This window comes from Eubacterium sp. BL-380-WT-2B, from assembly GCF_009696115.1.
GTDB classification, from domain to species: domain Bacteria; phylum Bacillota; class Clostridia; order Eubacteriales; family Eubacteriaceae; genus Eubacterium; species Eubacterium callanderi.
In genome coordinates, this window is sequence record NZ_VUMP01000003.1 from 353,540 (window position 1) to 370,988 (window position 17,449).

18 protein-coding genes are annotated in these 17,449 nt (G+C 47.0%); 16 read left to right on the plus strand and 2 right to left on the minus strand.

Translation table 11 applies throughout. The annotated features are described in order from the left end of the window. The first annotated feature begins 55 nt into the window (after positions 1 to 55). The 16 genes from FYJ53_RS07785 to FYJ53_RS07860 all read left to right on the plus strand — a co-directional run bounded on the left by FYJ53_RS07785 (position 56) and on the right by FYJ53_RS07860 (position 15,993). Positions 56 to 1,234 carry a lysylphosphatidylglycerol synthase transmembrane domain-containing protein gene (locus tag FYJ53_RS07785; protein WP_013380003.1) on the plus strand — a complete coding sequence of 393 codons (1,179 nt, stop codon included), beginning with the start codon at positions 56 to 58 and terminating at the stop codon, positions 1,232 to 1,234. After that, complete coding sequence (locus FYJ53_RS07790; protein WP_013380004.1) at positions 1,221 to 2,063, plus strand: fumarate hydratase; 843 nt, start codon at positions 1,221 to 1,223, stop codon at positions 2,061 to 2,063. Before FYJ53_RS07785 ends, FYJ53_RS07790 begins: the two co-directional genes overlap by 14 nt. A gap of 9 nt (positions 2,064 to 2,072) precedes the next feature. Next, on the plus strand, positions 2,073 to 2,636 hold the full coding sequence (locus FYJ53_RS07795) for a Fe-S-containing hydro-lyase (protein ID WP_013380005.1): 564 nt from the start codon (positions 2,073 to 2,075) through the stop codon (positions 2,634 to 2,636). Between the two features lie 12 nt (positions 2,637 to 2,648). Next, on the plus strand, positions 2,649 to 3,899 hold the full coding sequence (locus tag FYJ53_RS07800) for a pyridoxal phosphate-dependent aminotransferase (RefSeq protein WP_013380006.1): 1,251 nt from the start codon (positions 2,649 to 2,651) through the stop codon (positions 3,897 to 3,899). Between the two features lie 24 nt (positions 3,900 to 3,923). Beyond that, positions 3,924 to 4,937: a LacI family DNA-binding transcriptional regulator gene (locus tag FYJ53_RS07805; RefSeq protein ID WP_013380007.1), complete on the plus strand. Its 1,014-nt coding sequence runs from the start codon at positions 3,924 to 3,926 to the stop codon at positions 4,935 to 4,937. Between the two features lie 56 nt (positions 4,938 to 4,993). Then, the gene (locus FYJ53_RS07810) at positions 4,994 to 5,983 is read left to right on the plus strand and encodes a lipoate--protein ligase (RefSeq protein WP_013380008.1); all 990 of its coding nucleotides are present in this window, start codon (positions 4,994 to 4,996) and stop codon (positions 5,981 to 5,983) included. 14 nt (positions 5,984 to 5,997) lie between these two features. After that, on the plus strand, positions 5,998 to 7,167 hold the full coding sequence (locus FYJ53_RS07815) for a TraB/GumN family protein (protein ID WP_013380009.1): 1,170 nt from the start codon (positions 5,998 to 6,000) through the stop codon (positions 7,165 to 7,167). Positions 7,168 to 7,310: 143 nt separating this feature from the next. Further along, positions 7,311 to 8,150: an ABC transporter substrate-binding protein gene (locus FYJ53_RS07820; RefSeq protein ID WP_073382415.1), complete on the plus strand. Its 840-nt coding sequence runs from the start codon at positions 7,311 to 7,313 to the stop codon at positions 8,148 to 8,150. A gap of 73 nt (positions 8,151 to 8,223) precedes the next feature. Then, positions 8,224 to 8,889 (plus strand): amino acid ABC transporter permease, encoded by a 666-nt coding sequence (locus tag FYJ53_RS07825; RefSeq protein WP_013380011.1) that lies wholly within the window; start codon positions 8,224 to 8,226, stop codon positions 8,887 to 8,889. A gap of 12 nt (positions 8,890 to 8,901) precedes the next feature. Further along, positions 8,902 to 9,660, plus strand: a complete 759-nt coding sequence (locus FYJ53_RS07830; RefSeq protein ID WP_013380012.1) for an amino acid ABC transporter ATP-binding protein — start codon at positions 8,902 to 8,904, stop codon at positions 9,658 to 9,660. Positions 9,661 to 9,769: 109 nt separating this feature from the next. Continuing rightward, positions 9,770 to 10,615, plus strand: coding sequence for a histidinol-phosphatase HisJ (gene hisJ / locus FYJ53_RS07835; RefSeq protein ID WP_013380013.1), 846 nt, complete (start codon positions 9,770 to 9,772; stop codon positions 10,613 to 10,615). A 5-nt stretch (positions 10,616 to 10,620) separates the two neighbouring features. Continuing rightward, positions 10,621 to 11,214 carry a helix-hairpin-helix domain-containing protein gene (locus tag FYJ53_RS07840; RefSeq protein WP_013380014.1) on the plus strand — a complete coding sequence of 198 codons (594 nt, stop codon included), beginning with the start codon at positions 10,621 to 10,623 and terminating at the stop codon, positions 11,212 to 11,214. A 154-nt stretch (positions 11,215 to 11,368) separates the two neighbouring features. Beyond that, positions 11,369 to 12,016 carry a helix-turn-helix transcriptional regulator gene (locus tag FYJ53_RS07845; protein ID WP_013380015.1) on the plus strand — a complete coding sequence of 216 codons (648 nt, stop codon included), beginning with the start codon at positions 11,369 to 11,371 and terminating at the stop codon, positions 12,014 to 12,016. Next, the gene (locus FYJ53_RS07850; protein WP_013380016.1) at positions 12,000 to 12,821 is read left to right on the plus strand and encodes a pyruvate, water dikinase regulatory protein; all 822 of its coding nucleotides are present in this window, start codon (positions 12,000 to 12,002) and stop codon (positions 12,819 to 12,821) included. Before FYJ53_RS07845 ends, FYJ53_RS07850 begins: the two co-directional genes overlap by 17 nt. Before the next feature lie 5 nt (positions 12,822 to 12,826). Then, positions 12,827 to 15,454 carry a pyruvate, phosphate dikinase gene (ppdK, locus tag FYJ53_RS07855; protein ID WP_013380017.1) on the plus strand — a complete coding sequence of 876 codons (2,628 nt, stop codon included), beginning with the start codon at positions 12,827 to 12,829 and terminating at the stop codon, positions 15,452 to 15,454. Positions 15,455 to 15,522: 68 nt separating this feature from the next. Beyond that, positions 15,523 to 15,993 (plus strand): DNA (cytosine-5-)-methyltransferase, encoded by a 471-nt coding sequence (locus tag FYJ53_RS07860; RefSeq protein ID WP_013380018.1) that lies wholly within the window; start codon positions 15,523 to 15,525, stop codon positions 15,991 to 15,993. Positions 15,994 to 16,056: 63 nt separating this feature from the next. Here the strand turns inward: FYJ53_RS07860 and FYJ53_RS07865 are convergent, their stop codons facing one another. Together FYJ53_RS07865 and FYJ53_RS07870 are read right to left on the minus strand one after the other, a co-directional pair. Beyond that, positions 16,057 to 16,677 carry a class I SAM-dependent methyltransferase gene (locus FYJ53_RS07865; RefSeq protein WP_013380019.1) on the minus strand — a complete coding sequence of 207 codons (621 nt, stop codon included), beginning with the start codon at positions 16,675 to 16,677 and terminating at the stop codon, positions 16,057 to 16,059. 91 nt (positions 16,678 to 16,768) lie between these two features. After that, positions 16,769 to 17,332 (minus strand): TetR/AcrR family transcriptional regulator, encoded by a 564-nt coding sequence (locus tag FYJ53_RS07870; RefSeq protein ID WP_013380020.1) that lies wholly within the window; start codon positions 17,330 to 17,332, stop codon positions 16,769 to 16,771. Positions 17,333 to 17,449: the final 117 nt, after the last annotated feature.

Genomic DNA, 17,449 nt, shown 5'->3' on the forward strand with positions numbered 1-17,449 from the left:
ATGAAAAAGTAAACGATTCGTCATTAGAGTGAGAAACGTTTACGGGTAGGTGACTATGAATGACAGCAACAGTGGAAAAGCGAAAAGCCGCTTTTCTGAGTTTTGGAAAAAGTATTCAAACTATATCTTTTTTGTTTTCTTAATCGGCGCGACCGTTATTGTAATCCTGACGCAGGTGGATCTCAAGGAGTTTGCAGATACCCTGCGCCGCGCGAATATCGGTTTTCTTCTGCTGGGAATCGTTTGCGTTTTTATTTACTGGCTTCTGGAAGGGTACATGCTCCTGAAGCTGATGCAGCGCGATTATCCCGAGGAGAAGCTGTCTTTTGCGATGATCGTCACCATTATAGGGCAATATTATAACCTGATAACACCCGGCTCCTCCGGCGGTCAGCCGCTCCAGCTCTACGAAATGTCCCGCAGGGGCTACAGTATGGGGACAGGAACCGCCGTGCTGGTCCAGAAATACGCGCTGTACCAGGTTACGGTCACACTCCTTGCCATTCTGGCCACACTGCTCAATCTTTCTGAGATTAACAGTGGCCTGGTTGCGGCGAGATGGCTGATCGCCTTTGGCCTCATCATTAATATCGCTGGGGTTATCCTTGTTTTTATCCTGGCTTTAAGCCCGAGGATGGCCCGCGGGATCATGAATGGCGTCGTTCGGTTTTTGCTGTTTATCCGTGTCTTTAAGGACCCGGATAAATATTATGCCAAGGTGGACCACTTTATCGGGGAATACTCAGAAGCCATCACTGCGCTCAAGGAGCACAAGCTGGAAACCTTTAAGCTTTTCATTGTCTCCATTGTGCAGATCATGATTTTTTACAGCATTAACTACTGGGTTTACTGTTCGCTGGGCTTAAGCGGCTCCAGTGCTTTTCTGGTCATATCCATGCAGGCGATCCTCTATGTAGCGGTTGCCTTTATCCCCACACCGGGGGCGGCAGGCGGCGCCGAAGCGGGCTTTGCTTTGCTGTTCGGGCCGATTTACGGCGCTGTTAACATGTCGGTAGCCCTGATTCTGTGGCGTATTATCACTTTTTACTTCATTATTTTATTTGGGGGTATCTTCCTTTCCCTGAGGTCTGTCATCATGGGGAAAAAGGAATACAAAAAAATCACGCGGACCGAGGCTTTGGACATTGAGCATGTCATCAAACAGGAAGAATTAGAAGAATCATTTAAGAAGAAAGAACAGCTGAAAGAAGGAGATAAATTTGAAGAAAATTGATGTTAAGTACATAAGAGACACTGTCGCAGAAATGTGTATTGAAGCAAACACTGTACTTACCGATGATATTCTCAAAGAAATGGAAGTCGCTCTGGCGCGGGAAGAATCGCCGAGCGCCATCGCCATTTTGGAAACGATGATTGAAAACTTTGAGGTAGCAGAAAAGAAAGAGATTCCCATCTGTCAGGATACGGGAATGGCGGTTATCTTTGTTACCATGGGACAGGACCTGCAGATAACCGGCGGCTCCCTGGAGGACGCCATTCAGGACGGCGTCGAAAAGGGCTACCGCGAGGGCTATCTGAGAAAATCGGTCGTGGACGACCCTTTTATCCGAAACAACACAAACACCAATACCCCGGCCATCATTCATTATAAGGTCGTCCCGGGGGATGATCTTCATATTAAGGTGATGCCAAAGGGCTTTGGTTCAGAAAATACCAGTGCCATGAAGATGCTTAAGCCATCGGACGGGATCAAAGGTGTTGAGGAATTTGTGCTGGAAACCGTTGAGAAGGGCGCGCCAAACGCCTGCGCACCGATCATTGTCGGTGTGGGGGTGGGCGGTACCTTTGAAAAGGCCGCGCTGTTAGCCAAGGAGGCTCTGAGCCGGCCCATCGGGGTGCGCAATGCCAGGCAGCACATTCAAGGCCTTGAGGAAATACTGATCGAACGGTGCAATAACCTGGGGATCGGGCCCATGGGGCTCGGCGGCATCAACACGGTTTTGAGTGTCAATGTGGACGTTTTCCCAACGCATATTGCCGGTTTGCCCGTTGCTGTCAATATCTGCTGTTATGTTAACCGTCATGTGGAACGGACACTTTAGGAGGCTTACATGAGTGTGATACGATTAACGACGCCGCTTTCAAAGGCCGACGCCGCAAAATTAAAAGCCGGGGATCAGGTTCTGATTTCAGGAGTCATCTATACGGCGAGGGACGCGGCGCACAAAAGAATGGTTGAAACCCTTGAATCCGGCGGCGCACTACCCGTCGATTTTACCGATCAGATTATCTACTATGTAGGGCCCTGTCCTGCCAAGCCGGGTGAGATCATTGGCTCAGCCGGGCCGACCACAAGCCACCGTATGGACGCTTATGCGCCTGTGCTGATGGAAAATGGCCTGCGCGGCATGATTGGCAAGGGAAACCGCGGGGAGCTGGTCATCAACAGCATGATGATCAACCAGTGTGTTTATTTTGGGTGTGTCGGCGGCGCAGGGGCACTGTTGCAGGATTGCATAAAATCTGTCGAGGTTCTGGCATACGAGGAGCTGGGGACAGAAGCGCTGCGCAAGCTGGTGGTAGAAGATTTTCCTGCCCTTGTTGTCATTGATTCCAAGGGCAACAATCTGTATGAAACGGAACGTCAGAAATACGCTAATAAATTTATTGATTAGGAGGAATAGGAAATGTCACGTATGGTTATCGAGAGTTCTGTCCGGGAGGCCGGGACAGATCCGATTTTTAGAGTTGCAGGCGAAGCTGCGCAGAGAACAAAGGAACTGGGAACCGAGGCAGTGATCAATTCAACGATTGGGGCATTGATGGATGATCATGGCGATCTGGTTGCCTTCAAATCAGTGTTTGATGTTCTGAAGGGGCTGCCAGATGAGCAGATCTGTGATTATGCCGGGATTCCGGGGATTCCAGAGTTTTTGGATAAGGTGGTGGACGCCTGCTTTAAGTCCTACAGACCAGAAGGCCATATTCGCGCAGTGGCAACACCGGGCGGAACCGGTGCTGTGCGCCACGCGGTGTGCAACTACACCGAGTTTGGTGACCAGATTCTGATTCCAGACTGGTATTGGGCGCCCTACAGCACCATTGCCGATGAAAACAGACGTGAGACCACAACCTTTGAGCTGTTTGATGAAGCGGGCAATTTTAATATGAAATCCTATAAAGCGGCGTTTACAGACCTGCTTAAAAAGCAGAACAGAGTGCTGAGCATTCTGAATACACCGGCGCATAACCCGACCGGCTACAGTATTTCGCTGGATGAATGGAAAGAGCTGACCGCGTTTTATACCGAAATGGCCGAGGCTAATCCTGATGCGAGAATCATTATTCTGTGTGATATCGCGTATATTGATTTTGCAGGAAAGGGTGAGGACGCGCGGGCTTTTATGCCGCTGCTTTCCGGACTGCCGGAAAATGTTCTGCCGCTGTACGCCTACAGCGCTTCAAAGGGCTTTACCATGTATGGCCTGAGAAACGGCGCTATTATCTGTGTCGCGCCGACGGAAGAAATTGCAGAGGAATTTGCAGCGGCCTGCGCCTATTCAAACCGCGGCACCTGGTCAAATGGAACCAGAGGCGCCATGCAGACGCTGGCAGACATTATGTCTGATGACAATCTGCGCGACCGCTTTATCGCAGAGCAGGATTTCCACAAGGGAATCTTACAGAAGCGCGCCAGGGCATTCCTTGACGAAGCAGACAAAATTGGTCTGAAGCTCTGCAATTATTGTGATGGATTCTTTATCAGCATTCCCTGTGAAAATCCAAAGGCTGTCAGCGATCTGCTGATGGAAAAAAATGTGTTCATTGTTGCGCTGGCAAAGGGATTGCGTTTTGCACCATGTGCCGTATCCGAAGAAAAATGCCGCAAAGCGCCGCAGCTCATTTTAGACGCCATTAAAGAAGTAGCAGGATGCTAAAAATAAATAAACGGAGGTGTTATTTTGAAAGTAAAAATTGTTGATGTTGCAAAAGAAGCAAACGTATCGGTGGCAACAGTATCGCGTGTTGTAAACAACATTCCCTTGGTCAACGAAGAGACAAAGGAGCGCGTGCTGGAGGCCATCAAGAAAACTGGATATAAGCCGAATGCCATTGCGCGAAGCCTGAAAATCCAGAAGACCAACACTCTGGGCATCATGATCCCGGATATTACCAACCCTTTCTATACAGAAATGGTGCGTGGTGCAGAGGATGTCTGTGGTATTTATAATTACAACATCATCCTGAGTAATACAGACTTTGACCACGAAAAGGAACAGAACTCCCTTGGCGTTCTTGTTGAAAAGCAGTGTGATGGAATTATCTATGTCGGCAAGCATCTGACCGATGAATTAAGAGACGACCTGATCGACGCTCCCAGCGAGATTGTTCTTGGCTGTGTACCGGACGAATCCGGACAGCTGAGCGGTGTCCTGATTGACAATGAAGCCGCTGCCTACGACCTGACCATTGAATGCCTGAAGATGGGGCACACCAAATTCGCGATTTTCTACGATGAGTACAAGGAAGGCTACATTAACCAGAAACGCCTTCAGGGGATTAAGAAAGCCCTTGGCGAATGGAATGTTGAGCTGGACGATGACCTGGTCTATTTTGGAAGCCAAAGCACACTGGGCGGCTATCATATGATGGAAGAAGCCCTGGCAAGCGGAAGAGAGTTCACCAATGTATTCTGCTTCAATGACCAGATCGCCCTGGGCGCAATGCGCGCGGCTGAGGATAACGGAAAGGTTATTCCGGACGATGTGAGTATCTGCGGCTTTAACAACTTCTGGATCGCAGAGTGGACCAGACCGCAGATCACAACCGTTGGCCAGCCAATGTATGATATTGGGGCTATCGCCACAAGAATGCTCATCAAGATGTGCGAAAAGGAAGAGCGTGAGACAAAAACCGTCTTTGTCCCTTACGAAATGCTGATGCGCAATTCTGTCAAAAATCTGAAAAGTGAATAAAAAAGAGCTGTCGGCTGTCTTTATGGCAGCCGATCCATGTATTTGAGGATATTAAAATGATTTTTATTAATAATACTTACAGCACAGACCCGACGTTTAATCTGGCATTTGAAGAATATGTCTTTGAATCCATGGACCAGGATGAAACTTATTTCATGTTGTGGCAGAACGACCATGCCATCATTGTTGGCAAGCATCAGAATACGATTGAGGAGATCAATCAGGATTTTGTCAAGGAGCAGGGCATTAAGGTGGTTCGCCGTTTAACCGGCGGCGGCGCGGTTTATCATGATCTGGGTAATTTGAATTTTACCTTCATTGTAAATAATGATTCCGGCAAGCCCTTTGATTTCCAGTCCTTTACCAGACCGGTTGTCAAAGCACTGCAGAGCCTGGGCGTCAATGCCGAGTTTAACGGGCGCAATGACATTACCATTGATGGAAAGAAATTTTCAGGCAATTCTCAGTACGCCAAGCGCGGCAGGGTCCTCCACCACGGAACCGTCCTCTTTAATTCAAAACTGGACACGGTTCAGAGCGCCCTGAAGGTAAAGAAGGATAAAATCGAATCAAAGGGCGTGAAATCCGTCAAGAGCCGGGTGACCAATATTGCCGACTATCTGGACCCGGACTTTACACTGGAGGATTTTAAAAAGGCCCTTGTCAGCTATATGTTTGAGGATGGCGAGCTTAAAGAGCGCAGTCTTACCCAAGAGGATATTGCGGCCATCAAAAAGCTGCAGGAAGAGAAGTACGCCACCTGGGAATGGAACTACGGCCGGTCTCCGGAATACAACCTGAGAAGAGAAAGAAAATACCCCTGCGGTCTTGTAACTGTTTTAATGACAGTCGATAGGGGTATTATTAAAGATATACACTTCTACGGTGATTTCTTTGGGAATGGTGATATTACAAAGCTTGAGGGGCAGCTGGTAGGATCAAAGCCCGAGGAAAGTGTTTTGCGCCGCCTGCTGCAGAATAATGATCTGTCGGATTACATCAATGGCATGACAGATGACGAGTTCATCGATCTGATGCTTTATTAGGGAGTGATGAACGATTGGAATCAGAAAACATAACGCGCCTGCAGGTAAATGACAAAGAGATTATTTTGATTGGCACAGCCCATGTATCCCCCACAAGCGTATCTGAGGTAAAGGATCTCATCGAGAGCGAGTGTCCCGATTCGGTCTGCATCGAGCTGGATGCCGGCAGATATGAGTCCATGAACCAAAAGGAGCAGTGGGCAGATACAGACATAGTAAAAGTAATAAAGGCTGGAAAGGCAGGCTTTTTATTTGCCAATATCATCTTGTCAAATTATCAGAGAAAGCTGGCCGAGCAGTTTGACATCCGCTCTGGCCAGGAGATGATGCAGGGAATTGAATCCGCTGAAAAATGCGGGGCCCAGCTGGTGCTGGCAGACCGCAGTATCCAGGTTACCTTTAACCGTATCTGGAAGGGCTGCAGCCTCTGGGAAAAGATGAAGCTGCTGACCACCATCATCATGAGCATCATTGATGATGAAGAAATTACCGAAGAAGAGCTTGAGGAGTTGAAAACAGAGGACATGCTGTCAGCGGCGCTGTCCGAACTTGGAAATTCCTTCAAGGGTGTAAAAAAATACCTGGTTGACGAGCGGGACCAGTATCTGGCGTATAAGATCAAAAACGCTCCGGGTAAAAAGGTGGTTGCGGTTCTGGGGGCGGCACATGTTCCGGGAATACGGGAAGAGCTCTACAAAGACCAGGATATTGCTGAGCTTGAGTCCTTACCGCCCAAGTCAAAGGCCGGTAAGATTATCGGCTGGTCCATCCCGATTTTGCTGGTGCTTCTGGTATTGGCCACCTTTACGGTCAACCCCGGGTCGGGCTGGGAGCAAACGCGCAACTGGCTTTTATGGACTACGTCTCTGGCGGGTATTGGCGCACTTCTGGCAGGAGGGCATATCCTTTCGATCCTCACCGCCATTGTTGCGGCTCCGATTTCCGCTTTAAGCCCTGTTTTGGCCGCCGGATGGTTTTCCGGCATCACCGAGGCTCATTTCAGAAAGCCCAAGGTGGAGGATTTTGAATCTCTGCCAAAGGATCTGGGCTCGCTAAAAGGCCTCTGGCATAATAAGGTGACCAAAATACTCCTGGTGGTAATTTTGACCAATGTCGGCTGTGCCATCGGCAACATTACAGGCAGCCTCAACATTATTGGTATTTTTATACAAACATTCTCCTGACAATCCCGATCTATCGCAGTAATAATTGTATAAACATGCAGAAAAATGAAAAAATAAGGTGTTTTTATAAAAAATACTTGTATATGTATACAATATGCGATATAATGCTTTTAATCAATTTTCGTATATAAAAGGAGGAAATGATGAAAAAGAAATTTTTGGTGTTGTCTTTGGCATTTATGCTGGTGTTCTCCGTGACGTTGGCTGGTTGTAGTGGTAACGGTAAAGGCGATTCTGCTTCAAATGACGATCCGATCGCAGACGGTACATTATCCGTTGCTGTTGATGATACCTATCTTCCAATGGAATTCAGGGATGATCAGAACAATCTGGTGGGCTTTGACGTGGATCTCGCAAAGGCGATCGGTGAAGACCTGGGTGTAAAGGTTGACTTTACAACTGTGGCCTGGGATGGTATTTTCAATGGCTTAAACGCAAAGCAGTATGACGCGATTATCTCCAGTACCAGTATCACACCGGAACGACAGGAAGGTTTCAATCAGACAAATCCTTATGTATCCAACGGTATTGTCATCGTATCCCGCAAGGATGCCACACCTGTAAAAACCTTTGAAGAGCTCGCTGGTAAAACCGTCGGCGTACAGCTGGCCACAACCGCTGATAACGGCGCCCAGAAGTTGAAAGAACAGACTGGAACCAATGTGGAAATCAAACAGTATGACGGCATGTTAGACGCTTTCGCCGCGCTTGAAGGTAAACAGATTAATAATGTCATGACCGATGTGGGCGTTGCCATGTACTATGTGGCTCAGAAGCCAGAGCTGTTTGAAGTAACATCTGAAGTTTTAACCAATGAACCAATTGCGGTTACTGTACGTAAAGGTGAAGATGCATTTACCGAAAAATTAAATGAAACATTGAAAAAATTACAAGAAAATGGTACAATGACAGAGATTTCTATGAAATGGTTTGGAGAAGATATGACCAATAATATCAACTCCGAAATCAAAGTCATTGAATAATCCATAGAAAAAAACGGTTATAAGTTCGGCAAACCACTTTGCCGGACTTATTACTTAAGAAGGAGCGATTAATTTGTTAAACCAAACCCAGTTGTGGGCGATTTTTGACGGAACGATTGTTACCCTTGAGATTGCGGTTGTCGCGATTATCTTTGGTGCAATTTTTGGGGTAGTCATAGCCCTGGGACGAATCTCAAAGAATAAGATTTTTAATGGACTTTCATGGTTCTATATCTGGTTCTTCAGAGGAACACCACTCTTACTGCAATTATTCATTATCTTTTATGCGGTACCGATTGTTTATCTGGATATGACCGGCGCGACCTTTGAAATTGATCCGATGATCTGTGCGTTCATTACTTTTTCCTTGAACTCCACAGCTTACCTGGCAGAAATTATCCGTGCGGCCATCGAATCCATTGACCATGGACAAATGGAAGCTGCCAAAGCCTTGGGAATGAGCTATAAACAGGCGATGGGTAAGATCATTATTCCCCAGACCTTTAAACGTCTGGTAGCCCCGGTGGGCAACGAGCTGATCATGCTTTTAAAGGATACCTCCCTTGTCTCCACGATCGCATTGTTTGATTTACTCAGGACAGTCAAAACAATGGCCAGTGCCACAGGCAGTTGGGTCTACTATATCTATGCGGCCGTCATTTATCTTTTCCTGACAACCATCCTTCAGGTGGTATTCGACAAATTGGAAAATAAGCTTGGCGCATATGAAAAGAGATAGGTGGTAACAACAATGAGTATGGTAAAATTAGTCAATGTAAAAAAATCTTTCGGCGCCCTTGAGGTTTTAAAGGGAATCGATTTTGAAGTAGCATCCGGTGAAGTGGTCTGTATCATCGGGCCAAGCGGCTCTGGCAAGAGTACAATGCTGCGCTGCCTTAACCGCCTGGAACGCATCACAGAAGGCGAAATCTATATTGAAGACGAGCTGATGGAAAAACGCAAAAACGGAAAAGATCTGGAAAAAATTGACCCTGGAAAATTACAGAATCTCTGCTGCGATTTAGGGATGGTATTCCAGAACTTTAACCTTTTCCCACACTTATCTGTTTTAGATAATATTACGATAGCCCCCAGAATTGTGCGCAAGGCCGATTCGGCTGAGACAGAAAAGCGGGCCCTGGAGCTGCTCGACATGGTTGGACTTGCCGATAAGCGGGATGAATACCCGGTGCGCCTGTCCGGCGGACAGCAGCAGCGTGTGGCCATCGCGAGAGCGCTGGCGATGAACCCGAAGATTATGCTGTTCGATGAGCCGACCTCAGCCCTTGACCCTGAGCTGGTCGGGGAAGTGCTTGCCACCATGCAGGAACTCGCCAATGACGGGATGACAATGCTGATCGTAACCCACGAAATTGGGTTTGCCCGTGAAGTGGCAGACCGCGTCATTTTTATGGACGAAGGTGTGATCTGCGAGCAGGGAACACCGCAGGAGGTTATTCTTAATCCACAGGAAGAACGTACACAGAGCTTCCTGAATAAGATTCTTTAGTGGTGTAATGTATTTCAAAAAATGCCCTCAGGGGCTTTTTTTTATACATCTTTTTATGCTACAATAATAAAGATGTCGCATTTCAGATATGTCTTCTAAAGGAGGAGCTATGGTACATTCAAATTATCATATTCATTCGAACTATTGTGACGGCAAAAATTCATTGGAAGAAATGGTGCAGGCAGCCATTCAAGAGGGGCTCACAAGCATTGGCTTTACAGGCCACGCGCCGCTTCCCTATGAGAACGACTGGACCATGAAAAAGGAAACAGTCCGCAGCTATATGGACGAGGTCCGGACTCTGGCAGAAAAGTATCAGGAACACATCGACATCAGCCTGGGCATGGAAATCGACTATTTTATGGATACTGAAGACATCAGCAGCGATTCAAAGGCACTGATTCCGGAACTGGATTTCTTTATCGGCTCGATCCACACCATCGGAAAGATGAGAAACGGATTGATGGCTGATATTGACTACACGCCCGAGATTTTTGAAGCGGGGATAAAAGACTGCTTTGACGGCTCGGTTTCGGCCTTTGTCCGGCGTTATTATGAGTCGCTTGGAAATATGGCCCTCACGATTCAGCCTGGTATTATCGGACATATGGATATCATCAAGAAAAACAATGCGGATAACCGTTTTTTTGACGACCAGGAAGCCTGGTACCAGGAAGCCGCAGGCACCTGCCTTGATAAAATTAAGGCTTCAGGCTCAATCATCGAGGTGAATACCGGCGGCATGATTCGCTATGGAGACCGCTGTCTTTATCCGGAACGCTGGCTGATGGAAACGATTTTGGAAAAAGAGATCCCCATCACCCTAAACGGCGATTCGCATACGACAGAGGGAATTTGCTATGCGTATGAGGAAGTTTTAACGCTCCTGAAAAAAGTCGGCTTTAAAGCCATTATGGTGCGAAAAAAGGGCAGCTGGGCTCAGGAAAGTATCTGAGCGCCATGGAAAAGTCTAAGAACCTGAAAAGGTGGATTTATATCAGTATTATAACAGCAGCTCTGGTGATCTTTGCCCTGTGGCTTTTCCTTCAGGAGGACAGCCGGCAGAAAGCAGTCTTAAAGACCTCCGATACAGAAGTTGTTAATGCCGAAAACGGCCAGGAAAACGCCGCGGAGATCTACGTGCATATTACCGGGGCCGTCAATAACCCCGGCGTCATCAAGCTGGCCCAGGGCTCAAGACTGATCGACGCCATTGAAAAACTGGGCGGCCTGGCAGAAAACGCAGATACCGACAGCGTCAACCTCGCGTCAGTGCTGGAAGACGAGGATAAAATCCACATTTACACCAAAGATGAAACCGCAGAGACAGGCGTCGGCAGTGCGTCTGCTGCATCTGGTACGGGCAGAGTCAATATCAATACAGCCAGTCTGGAGGATCTGAAAACCCTGCCGGGAATCGGTGACGCCATCGGGAAGAGCATCATCGACTACCGGGAGAAAAACGGCGCTTTCAGATCCCTTGAAGATTTGAAGGAGGTTGACCGCATCGGTGACAAGGTTTTTGAGAAGCTGAAGGATTCAATTACACTATAAAAATTATTTTTTTACGAGTTTGTGAAAAGGTTGACAAAGTTTTAACAAAATAATAAGATGAAATGACAGAAAAGTATCAGGATTAGTTATTTACTTTTTGGCCATATGTGTTATACTTTATATTATAAAAGTTACATGAATGGTAGGTGGTTGAATGGAGCTATCAGAAAGACAGAATCAGATTGTGGAAATTGTTAAGGCCAGAGAACCCGTGAAAAGTGTCGAAATTGCAGAGCAGCTCGGCGTTAACAGAGCGACGATCCGGCCTGATTTAAAGGTGCTTACCATGATGGGCATCCTGGAAGCAAAGCGAAAAGTCGGGTATAATTATACGGGGCGTTCGCTGCTGCATGTTATGGGCAGCTACATTAAAACCATCAGCGTCATGGACATCCAGTCTGAGCCGACCACCGTCGAAGAAGACACAACCATTTATGACGGAATAATCACCATGTTTACGAAAGACGCCGGAACACTCTATGTGGTGAAGGACAAATACCTGTCTGGCATTGTCTCACGTAAGGATTTCATCAAGTCGATGATTGGCCGGAAGGATGTTGAAACCCTGCCGATTCCGATTATCATGACCCGAATGCCCAATATAGTCTATCTGGAGGAGCACGAATCGGTTTATGACGCTGCGGTTAAAACCATGGAGTACGAAGTCGAATCGCTGCCCATTGTGAAAAAAGAAATGGATGAAAAAAACAACCTGCGTTTAATCTTGCTCGGAAAGGTTTCCCGTACCAATATTACACGTTATGTTGTGAATTTAGGTAAAGACGATGATACGAATGAATGACAACAAGCCTTTAACCCTATATGTTGTCTCCGATTCCCTTGGCGAGCCGGGTGAAGTGCTGGCAAAGGCGGGGAGAGGCCATTTTGAGGACTCGATTGAGGATGTTAAGGTTTTTTCCTTTGTCCATGAAAAGAGAGAGATTGATCAGATTTTAGCTGAGGCGAAGGGAAAAAACGCCCTGCTTGTCTGTACGATCACAACGCCGGAGTTATTAAAATGTGTTAAAGAAAGAGCAAAAGAAAAACAGGTGCCGGTTTACGATGTGCTGGATCCCTTTCTGGATGAACTGAGGATTTTAACAGGCGTTAAACCGAATCTTGACCCTTTCAGCAGAAGCAAGCTGGATGAGGATTATTTTAAAAAGGTGGAAGCCATTGAGTTTGCCGTCAAATATGATGACGGAAAACGCATGGACCATCTTAACAAGGCAGACATTATTCTGCTTGGGGTTTCACGAACCTCAAAGACGCCGATCAGTGTTTATCTGGCGAACAATAACTTCAAGGTTGCCAACATACCGGTCATGCCTGAGGTAGAACCGCCAAGAGAACTTTTTGAGATATCCAGTCAAAAGATATTCGGATTGATTTTAAATCCCAATAAGCTTGTCAGCATCAGAGAAGAGCGTTTAAAAACCATGAAGCTTACCGGAGATTCAAATTATGCTAGTTTAAAAAGAGTGGAATATGAGCTTGACAAGGCTCAGGAGCTCTTTGATAAATTAGGATGTACGGTTATCGACGTTACATCCAAAGCAATTGAAGAAATTGCGAATTTCATACTTGCAACCATTATGAGGAGGTAGTCAATATGGATAAAAAATGGGTTTATTTATTTAGTGATGGCAATGCGGACATGCGGAACCTGTTAGGTGGAAAGGGCGCGAATCTGGCGGAAATGACGCGAATCGGCCTGCCTGTACCACAGGGCTTTACCGTTTCGACCGAAGCGTGTATCGAGTATCTGAAGGAAAACAAGCTGACCTATGAAATGATCGGCCAGATCAACAGCCATATGTCGGTTCTGGAAGATATTACCAAGAAAAAATTTGGCAATAAAGACAATCCTTTGCTGGTATCAGTACGCTCCGGCGCAAGAATCTCAATGCCGGGTATGATGGACACCATCTTAAACCTTGGCCTTAATGATGAAACCGTTGTAGGTCTGGCTGAAAAGACAGCAAATGAACGTTTTGCCTATGACAGCTACCGTCGCTTTATCCAGATGTTCGGTGATGTTGTGCAGGAAATTGACAAAAACAAATTTGAAAACGTTCTGGATGAAATCAAAGAGCGCGAAGGCTTCCAGATTGACACACAGCTCACGACCGATCACCTGCAGGAAGTTGTAGGGCGTTATAAAGAAATTGTTTTAGCCGAAACAGGTAAACCTTTTCCACAGGACCCGAACGTACAGCTGCTCATGGCTGTTGAAGCAGTATTCAGATCTTGGAACAACCCACGCGCGTTTGTCTACCGTGACATGAATGATATTCCGCATGACATTGGTACAGCTGTCAATGTACAGTCAATGGTATTCGGCAACATGGGTGATGACTCCGGTACTGGCGTTGCCTTCACAAGAAACCCAGCAACAGGTGAAAACAAGCTCTTCGGAGAATTCCTGGTAAATGCCCAGGGCGAAGATGTTGTTGCAGGTATCCGTACTCCTCGTGAAATCGATGAACTCCGGAAAATTATGCCTTTAGTCTACAAGCAGTTCCACGATACCGCAGAGCTCCTTGAAAAACATTATAAAGACATGCAGGATATGGAATTTACCGTTGAAAAGGGCCAGCTGTACATGCTCCAGACCCGTAATGGTAAACGAACCGCCCCGGCTGCGCTCAGAATTGCTGTAGAAATGGAAGAAGAAGGCCTCATCACCAAGGAAGAAGCCGTTATGCGCATTGAACCGTTATCCTTAGACCAGCTGCTCCACCCGACCTTTGACGAAACCGCCCTGAAGGAAGCAGTCGTTCTGGCCAGCGGCCTGCCCGCCTCTCCCGGCGCTGCCACCGGTAAGGTTTATTTTACAGCGGAAGAAGCAAAGACCGCTGCAGAAAATGGCGAGGAAGTGATCCTGGTCAGAAAAGAAACCTCTCCCGAAGATATTGAAGGCATGTACGCCGCCAATGGTATCCTGACCGCACGCGGTGGTATGACCTCACACGCGGCGGTTGTTGCGCGCGGCATGGGTAAGTGCTGTGTTGCAGGCTGTGAGGACGCAAAGGTCGATGAGGACGCCAAGCAGTTCCGCGTCGGTAAAGAATATATTTACGAGGGCGATTATATCTCTTTAGACGGCTCCGCCGGTAAGGTTTATAAGGGAAGCATCGGAACAAAGGAACCTGAGCTCTCCGGACATTTCGGACAGCTCATGGAATGGGCAGACGCCTGCAGAACCATGAACGTGCGCACAAACGCCGACACCCCGAGAGACGCCGCTGTAGCGGTAGGCTTTGGTGCAGAAGGGATTGGGCTCTGCCGTACAGAGCACATGTTCTTCAACGAAGACAGAATCCCGAGTGTACGCCGTATGATCTTGTCAAAGACCAAAGAACAGCGCGAAAAATATCTGGCCGAGCTGCTGCCAATGCAGAAGGAAGACTTTATGGGTATCTACAAAGCCATGAAGGATCTGCCGGTAACCGTCCGTCTGCTGGACCCGCCACTGCATGAATTCCTGCCAACTGAACCGGAAGATATCGAAGCTTTAGCGGGAGATATGGATATGAGTATGGATGAAATGATGAGCACGATCCATGGCCTCGAAGAATTCAACCCGATGCTCGGACACCGGGGCTGCCGTCTTGCAGTCACCTTCCCGGAAATTGCGGTGATGCAGACAAGAGCCATTATGGAAGCTGCCATCGAAGTGAAAAAAGAAGATGGCTATAACATTGTCCCAGAAATCATGATTCCGTTGATCGGCATGAAAGAAGAGCTGGACTATGTCGAAAATGTTGTCAGAGAAACCGCAGAAAAGATCAAGGCAGAAAAGGGCTCCGACATTGACTATAAAGTAGGGACCATGATGGAAATCCCAAGAGCGACCCTGATCGCGGATGAAATTGCCGAAAGAGCAGAATTCTTCTCCTTTGGTACCAATGACTTAACCCAGATGACCTACGGCTTCTCCAGAGATGACGCAGGCAAATTCATTGGTGAATACAAAGAAAAAGGCATCCTGCCAAACGACCCATTCCAGAGCATTGACGTAGGTGGCGTTGGTAAACTGGTCGAAATGGGCGTCAAGCTTGGCCGCACAACAAAACCTGACCTCAAGATCGGTGTCTGCGGCGAGCACGGCGGAGATCCCAAGTCCATCCACTTCTTCCAGCGCGCAGGACTTAACTATGTCTCCTGCTCACCATACCGTGTGCCCATCGCGCGCTTAGCCGCTGCACAGGCCGCACTGGAAATGAAAGAAAAATAGAATGATGAATTGACAAAAACGCTGGCCTGCTATTTTATAACAGGCCAGCGTTTTTAAAGGAGGAACCCATGGCTTATGGAAAACAGACAGAAAAAAACAAACCAACCTTAAAAGACTTTGAAGAACAAACCTCACCCCAGGAAAAGAAGCTGTGGAACGAGTACCTTAAAACCTATCCCGAACCCTTTAAGCGCAGCGCGCTGCCGGGCTTTGACGGCTTTCTTTTCTTCTGCCCCTCTGCCAGACTGGTGGTGGAGCTGGAGAAATTTAAACAGTTTGGGGACACCAGCAGCGGCTCGCTGGGGAAAAAGGGCGACGCCCTCAGGGATTTAGGCTTAAAACGCATTGCCTACACCTACCGTGAAATTGACACCGACTTTGAAGGCACCTGCGCCGCCATCGACCGGGCCGTCAAGCGGGAGATCAGCCAGATGAGCCTGGTAGAGATCAAAAAGCCCGTACGGCTGTCACTGGATGATGAGGACGAGCCCGTGAAGAAAGGGTATAAGATAACCGTCTCCGGTGAGGATGAGGAGTGATGGGATAATCGGTAAGCAATAAAATGGGAATTATTTCCTGAGGCAGAGTGGATGGGTGGCTCATTATGAAAGCTTTGCGTTTAAAACAAAGGTTTTATAGTTGGGCTTGGCCCATCCGTAGACCTGAAATCCTTCCTGGCTGAGGAGATCAATGATTTCAGATTTATGGTAGATGTGGTGGTCACCGGAATTGCTGTGGGCCATAGTGCTGTTTAAAAAGCCAGTCAGCAATTTGAAGGGAACCGTTGGGTCGCCCAGTATGAGGGTCCCGTCTTTTTTCAAAACACGCTGTATTTCACGGATAACCGCTTTTGGATGGGGGTAGTGGTGAAAGGAAGCGTTGCAGACAATCGCGTCAAATTTATTATCCTCATAGGGCAGTTTTTCGGCGTCACCTACCATAAAATGAACGTTGAGCAGCCGTTTTTCAGCCTGAGCGATCATTGCCTCTGAAATGTCCAATCCATAATAATCAGCGTTCAGACGTTTTTGAAGGCGGGCGATAATATTGCCATTGCCACAGCCAAGATCTAAAATTGTTTTAGGATTTAAATCAAGGACGCGGTTCACGATAGTGTCATACATACACTGGACAAATTTTCCATCGTGACTTTTGTCATAATCCTCCGCGGTGCTGTTAAAATAGTCTATAGTGGTCTGTTTAGTGTTTCTGGTGTTTTTCATAATAATCCCTCCATTGATTCAGATTCATTGATAAATATTCAATGAATGGCTATTTTTAACCCCGCCCGTAAAGGCGGGGTTAATTGTGGTGTTATTTTAAAATTAAGGTAAGCATCTGCCGTATAAAAAAATTTTTTTCTTTAACAGAGCCAGCGGCATTGTTCGTGACGGCCATCTGTCCGCCCCATATAAAGCGCGATAGCATGTGTGCATCCCTTTTTTCGATTTCTCCGCGCGCCATCAGGCTTTTAATATAGGTTTCAAGATGTGGAAAAATTTCTTTTGACATATATACTTCCAGCTGGGCATGGAAGAGTTCATTTCCGTCTTTATCGAAAAAGTCACGGTATTTATAGTTTTCTGCTTCGTTTTCGGATGTTGTTTCCAATATTTTGATACACTTGGCTAACGATAGCTCGGTCTGTTTAAAAATATCTACAAAGGGCTTGCTGCACGCCCTAGCGTACTGCGTGAGGGCTTCCTGGTACAGCACATGCTTGTTTTGAAAATAGTGATAACACAAACCGGCTACAACACCGGCCTCTTTGGCAATATCCTTCATCGTTGTGGTCTCATAGCCTTTTTCTGCAAAAACACGCATGGCAACATCTAAAATTTCTTGTTTTCGGATATCCGGGTCCTTTGATACTCGCATTTCATCACCTCACATATATGATAGCATAGTGATTGAATAAGTGTCAATGATTGAAATTCAACAAAAGAGAAGCCTTAAGGAATTGTTGGATGACAAAGTGCAGATGAGTTTGGAGAG

Coding starts and splice junctions, on each gene's coding strand:
- FYJ53_RS07785 (WP_013380003.1), top strand. CDS start 56: ATGAATGACAGCAACAGTGGAAAAGCGAAAAGCCGCTTTTCTGAGTTT.
- FYJ53_RS07795 (WP_013380005.1), top strand. CDS start 2,073: ATGAGTGTGATACGATTAACGACGCCGCTTTCAAAGGCCGACGCCGCA.
- FYJ53_RS07800 (WP_013380006.1), top strand. CDS start 2,649: ATGTCACGTATGGTTATCGAGAGTTCTGTCCGGGAGGCCGGGACAGAT.
- FYJ53_RS07810 (WP_013380008.1), top strand. CDS start 4,994: ATGATTTTTATTAATAATACTTACAGCACAGACCCGACGTTTAATCTG.
- FYJ53_RS07820 (WP_073382415.1), top strand. CDS start 7,311: ATGAAAAAGAAATTTTTGGTGTTGTCTTTGGCATTTATGCTGGTGTTC.
- FYJ53_RS07830 (WP_013380012.1), top strand. CDS start 8,902: ATGAGTATGGTAAAATTAGTCAATGTAAAAAAATCTTTCGGCGCCCTT.
- hisJ (WP_013380013.1), top strand. CDS start 9,770: ATGGTACATTCAAATTATCATATTCATTCGAACTATTGTGACGGCAAA.
- FYJ53_RS07840 (WP_013380014.1), top strand. CDS start 10,621: ATGGAAAAGTCTAAGAACCTGAAAAGGTGGATTTATATCAGTATTATA.
- FYJ53_RS07845 (WP_013380015.1), top strand. CDS start 11,369: ATGGAGCTATCAGAAAGACAGAATCAGATTGTGGAAATTGTTAAGGCC.
- FYJ53_RS07850 (WP_013380016.1), top strand. CDS start 12,000: ATGATACGAATGAATGACAACAAGCCTTTAACCCTATATGTTGTCTCC.
- ppdK (WP_013380017.1), top strand. CDS start 12,827: ATGGATAAAAAATGGGTTTATTTATTTAGTGATGGCAATGCGGACATG.
- FYJ53_RS07860 (WP_013380018.1), top strand. CDS start 15,523: ATGGCTTATGGAAAACAGACAGAAAAAAACAAACCAACCTTAAAAGAC.
- FYJ53_RS07865 (WP_013380019.1), bottom strand. CDS start 16,677: ATGAAAAACACCAGAAACACTAAACAGACCACTATAGACTATTTTAAC.
- FYJ53_RS07870 (WP_013380020.1), bottom strand. CDS start 17,332: ATGCGAGTATCAAAGGACCCGGATATCCGAAAACAAGAAATTTTAGAT.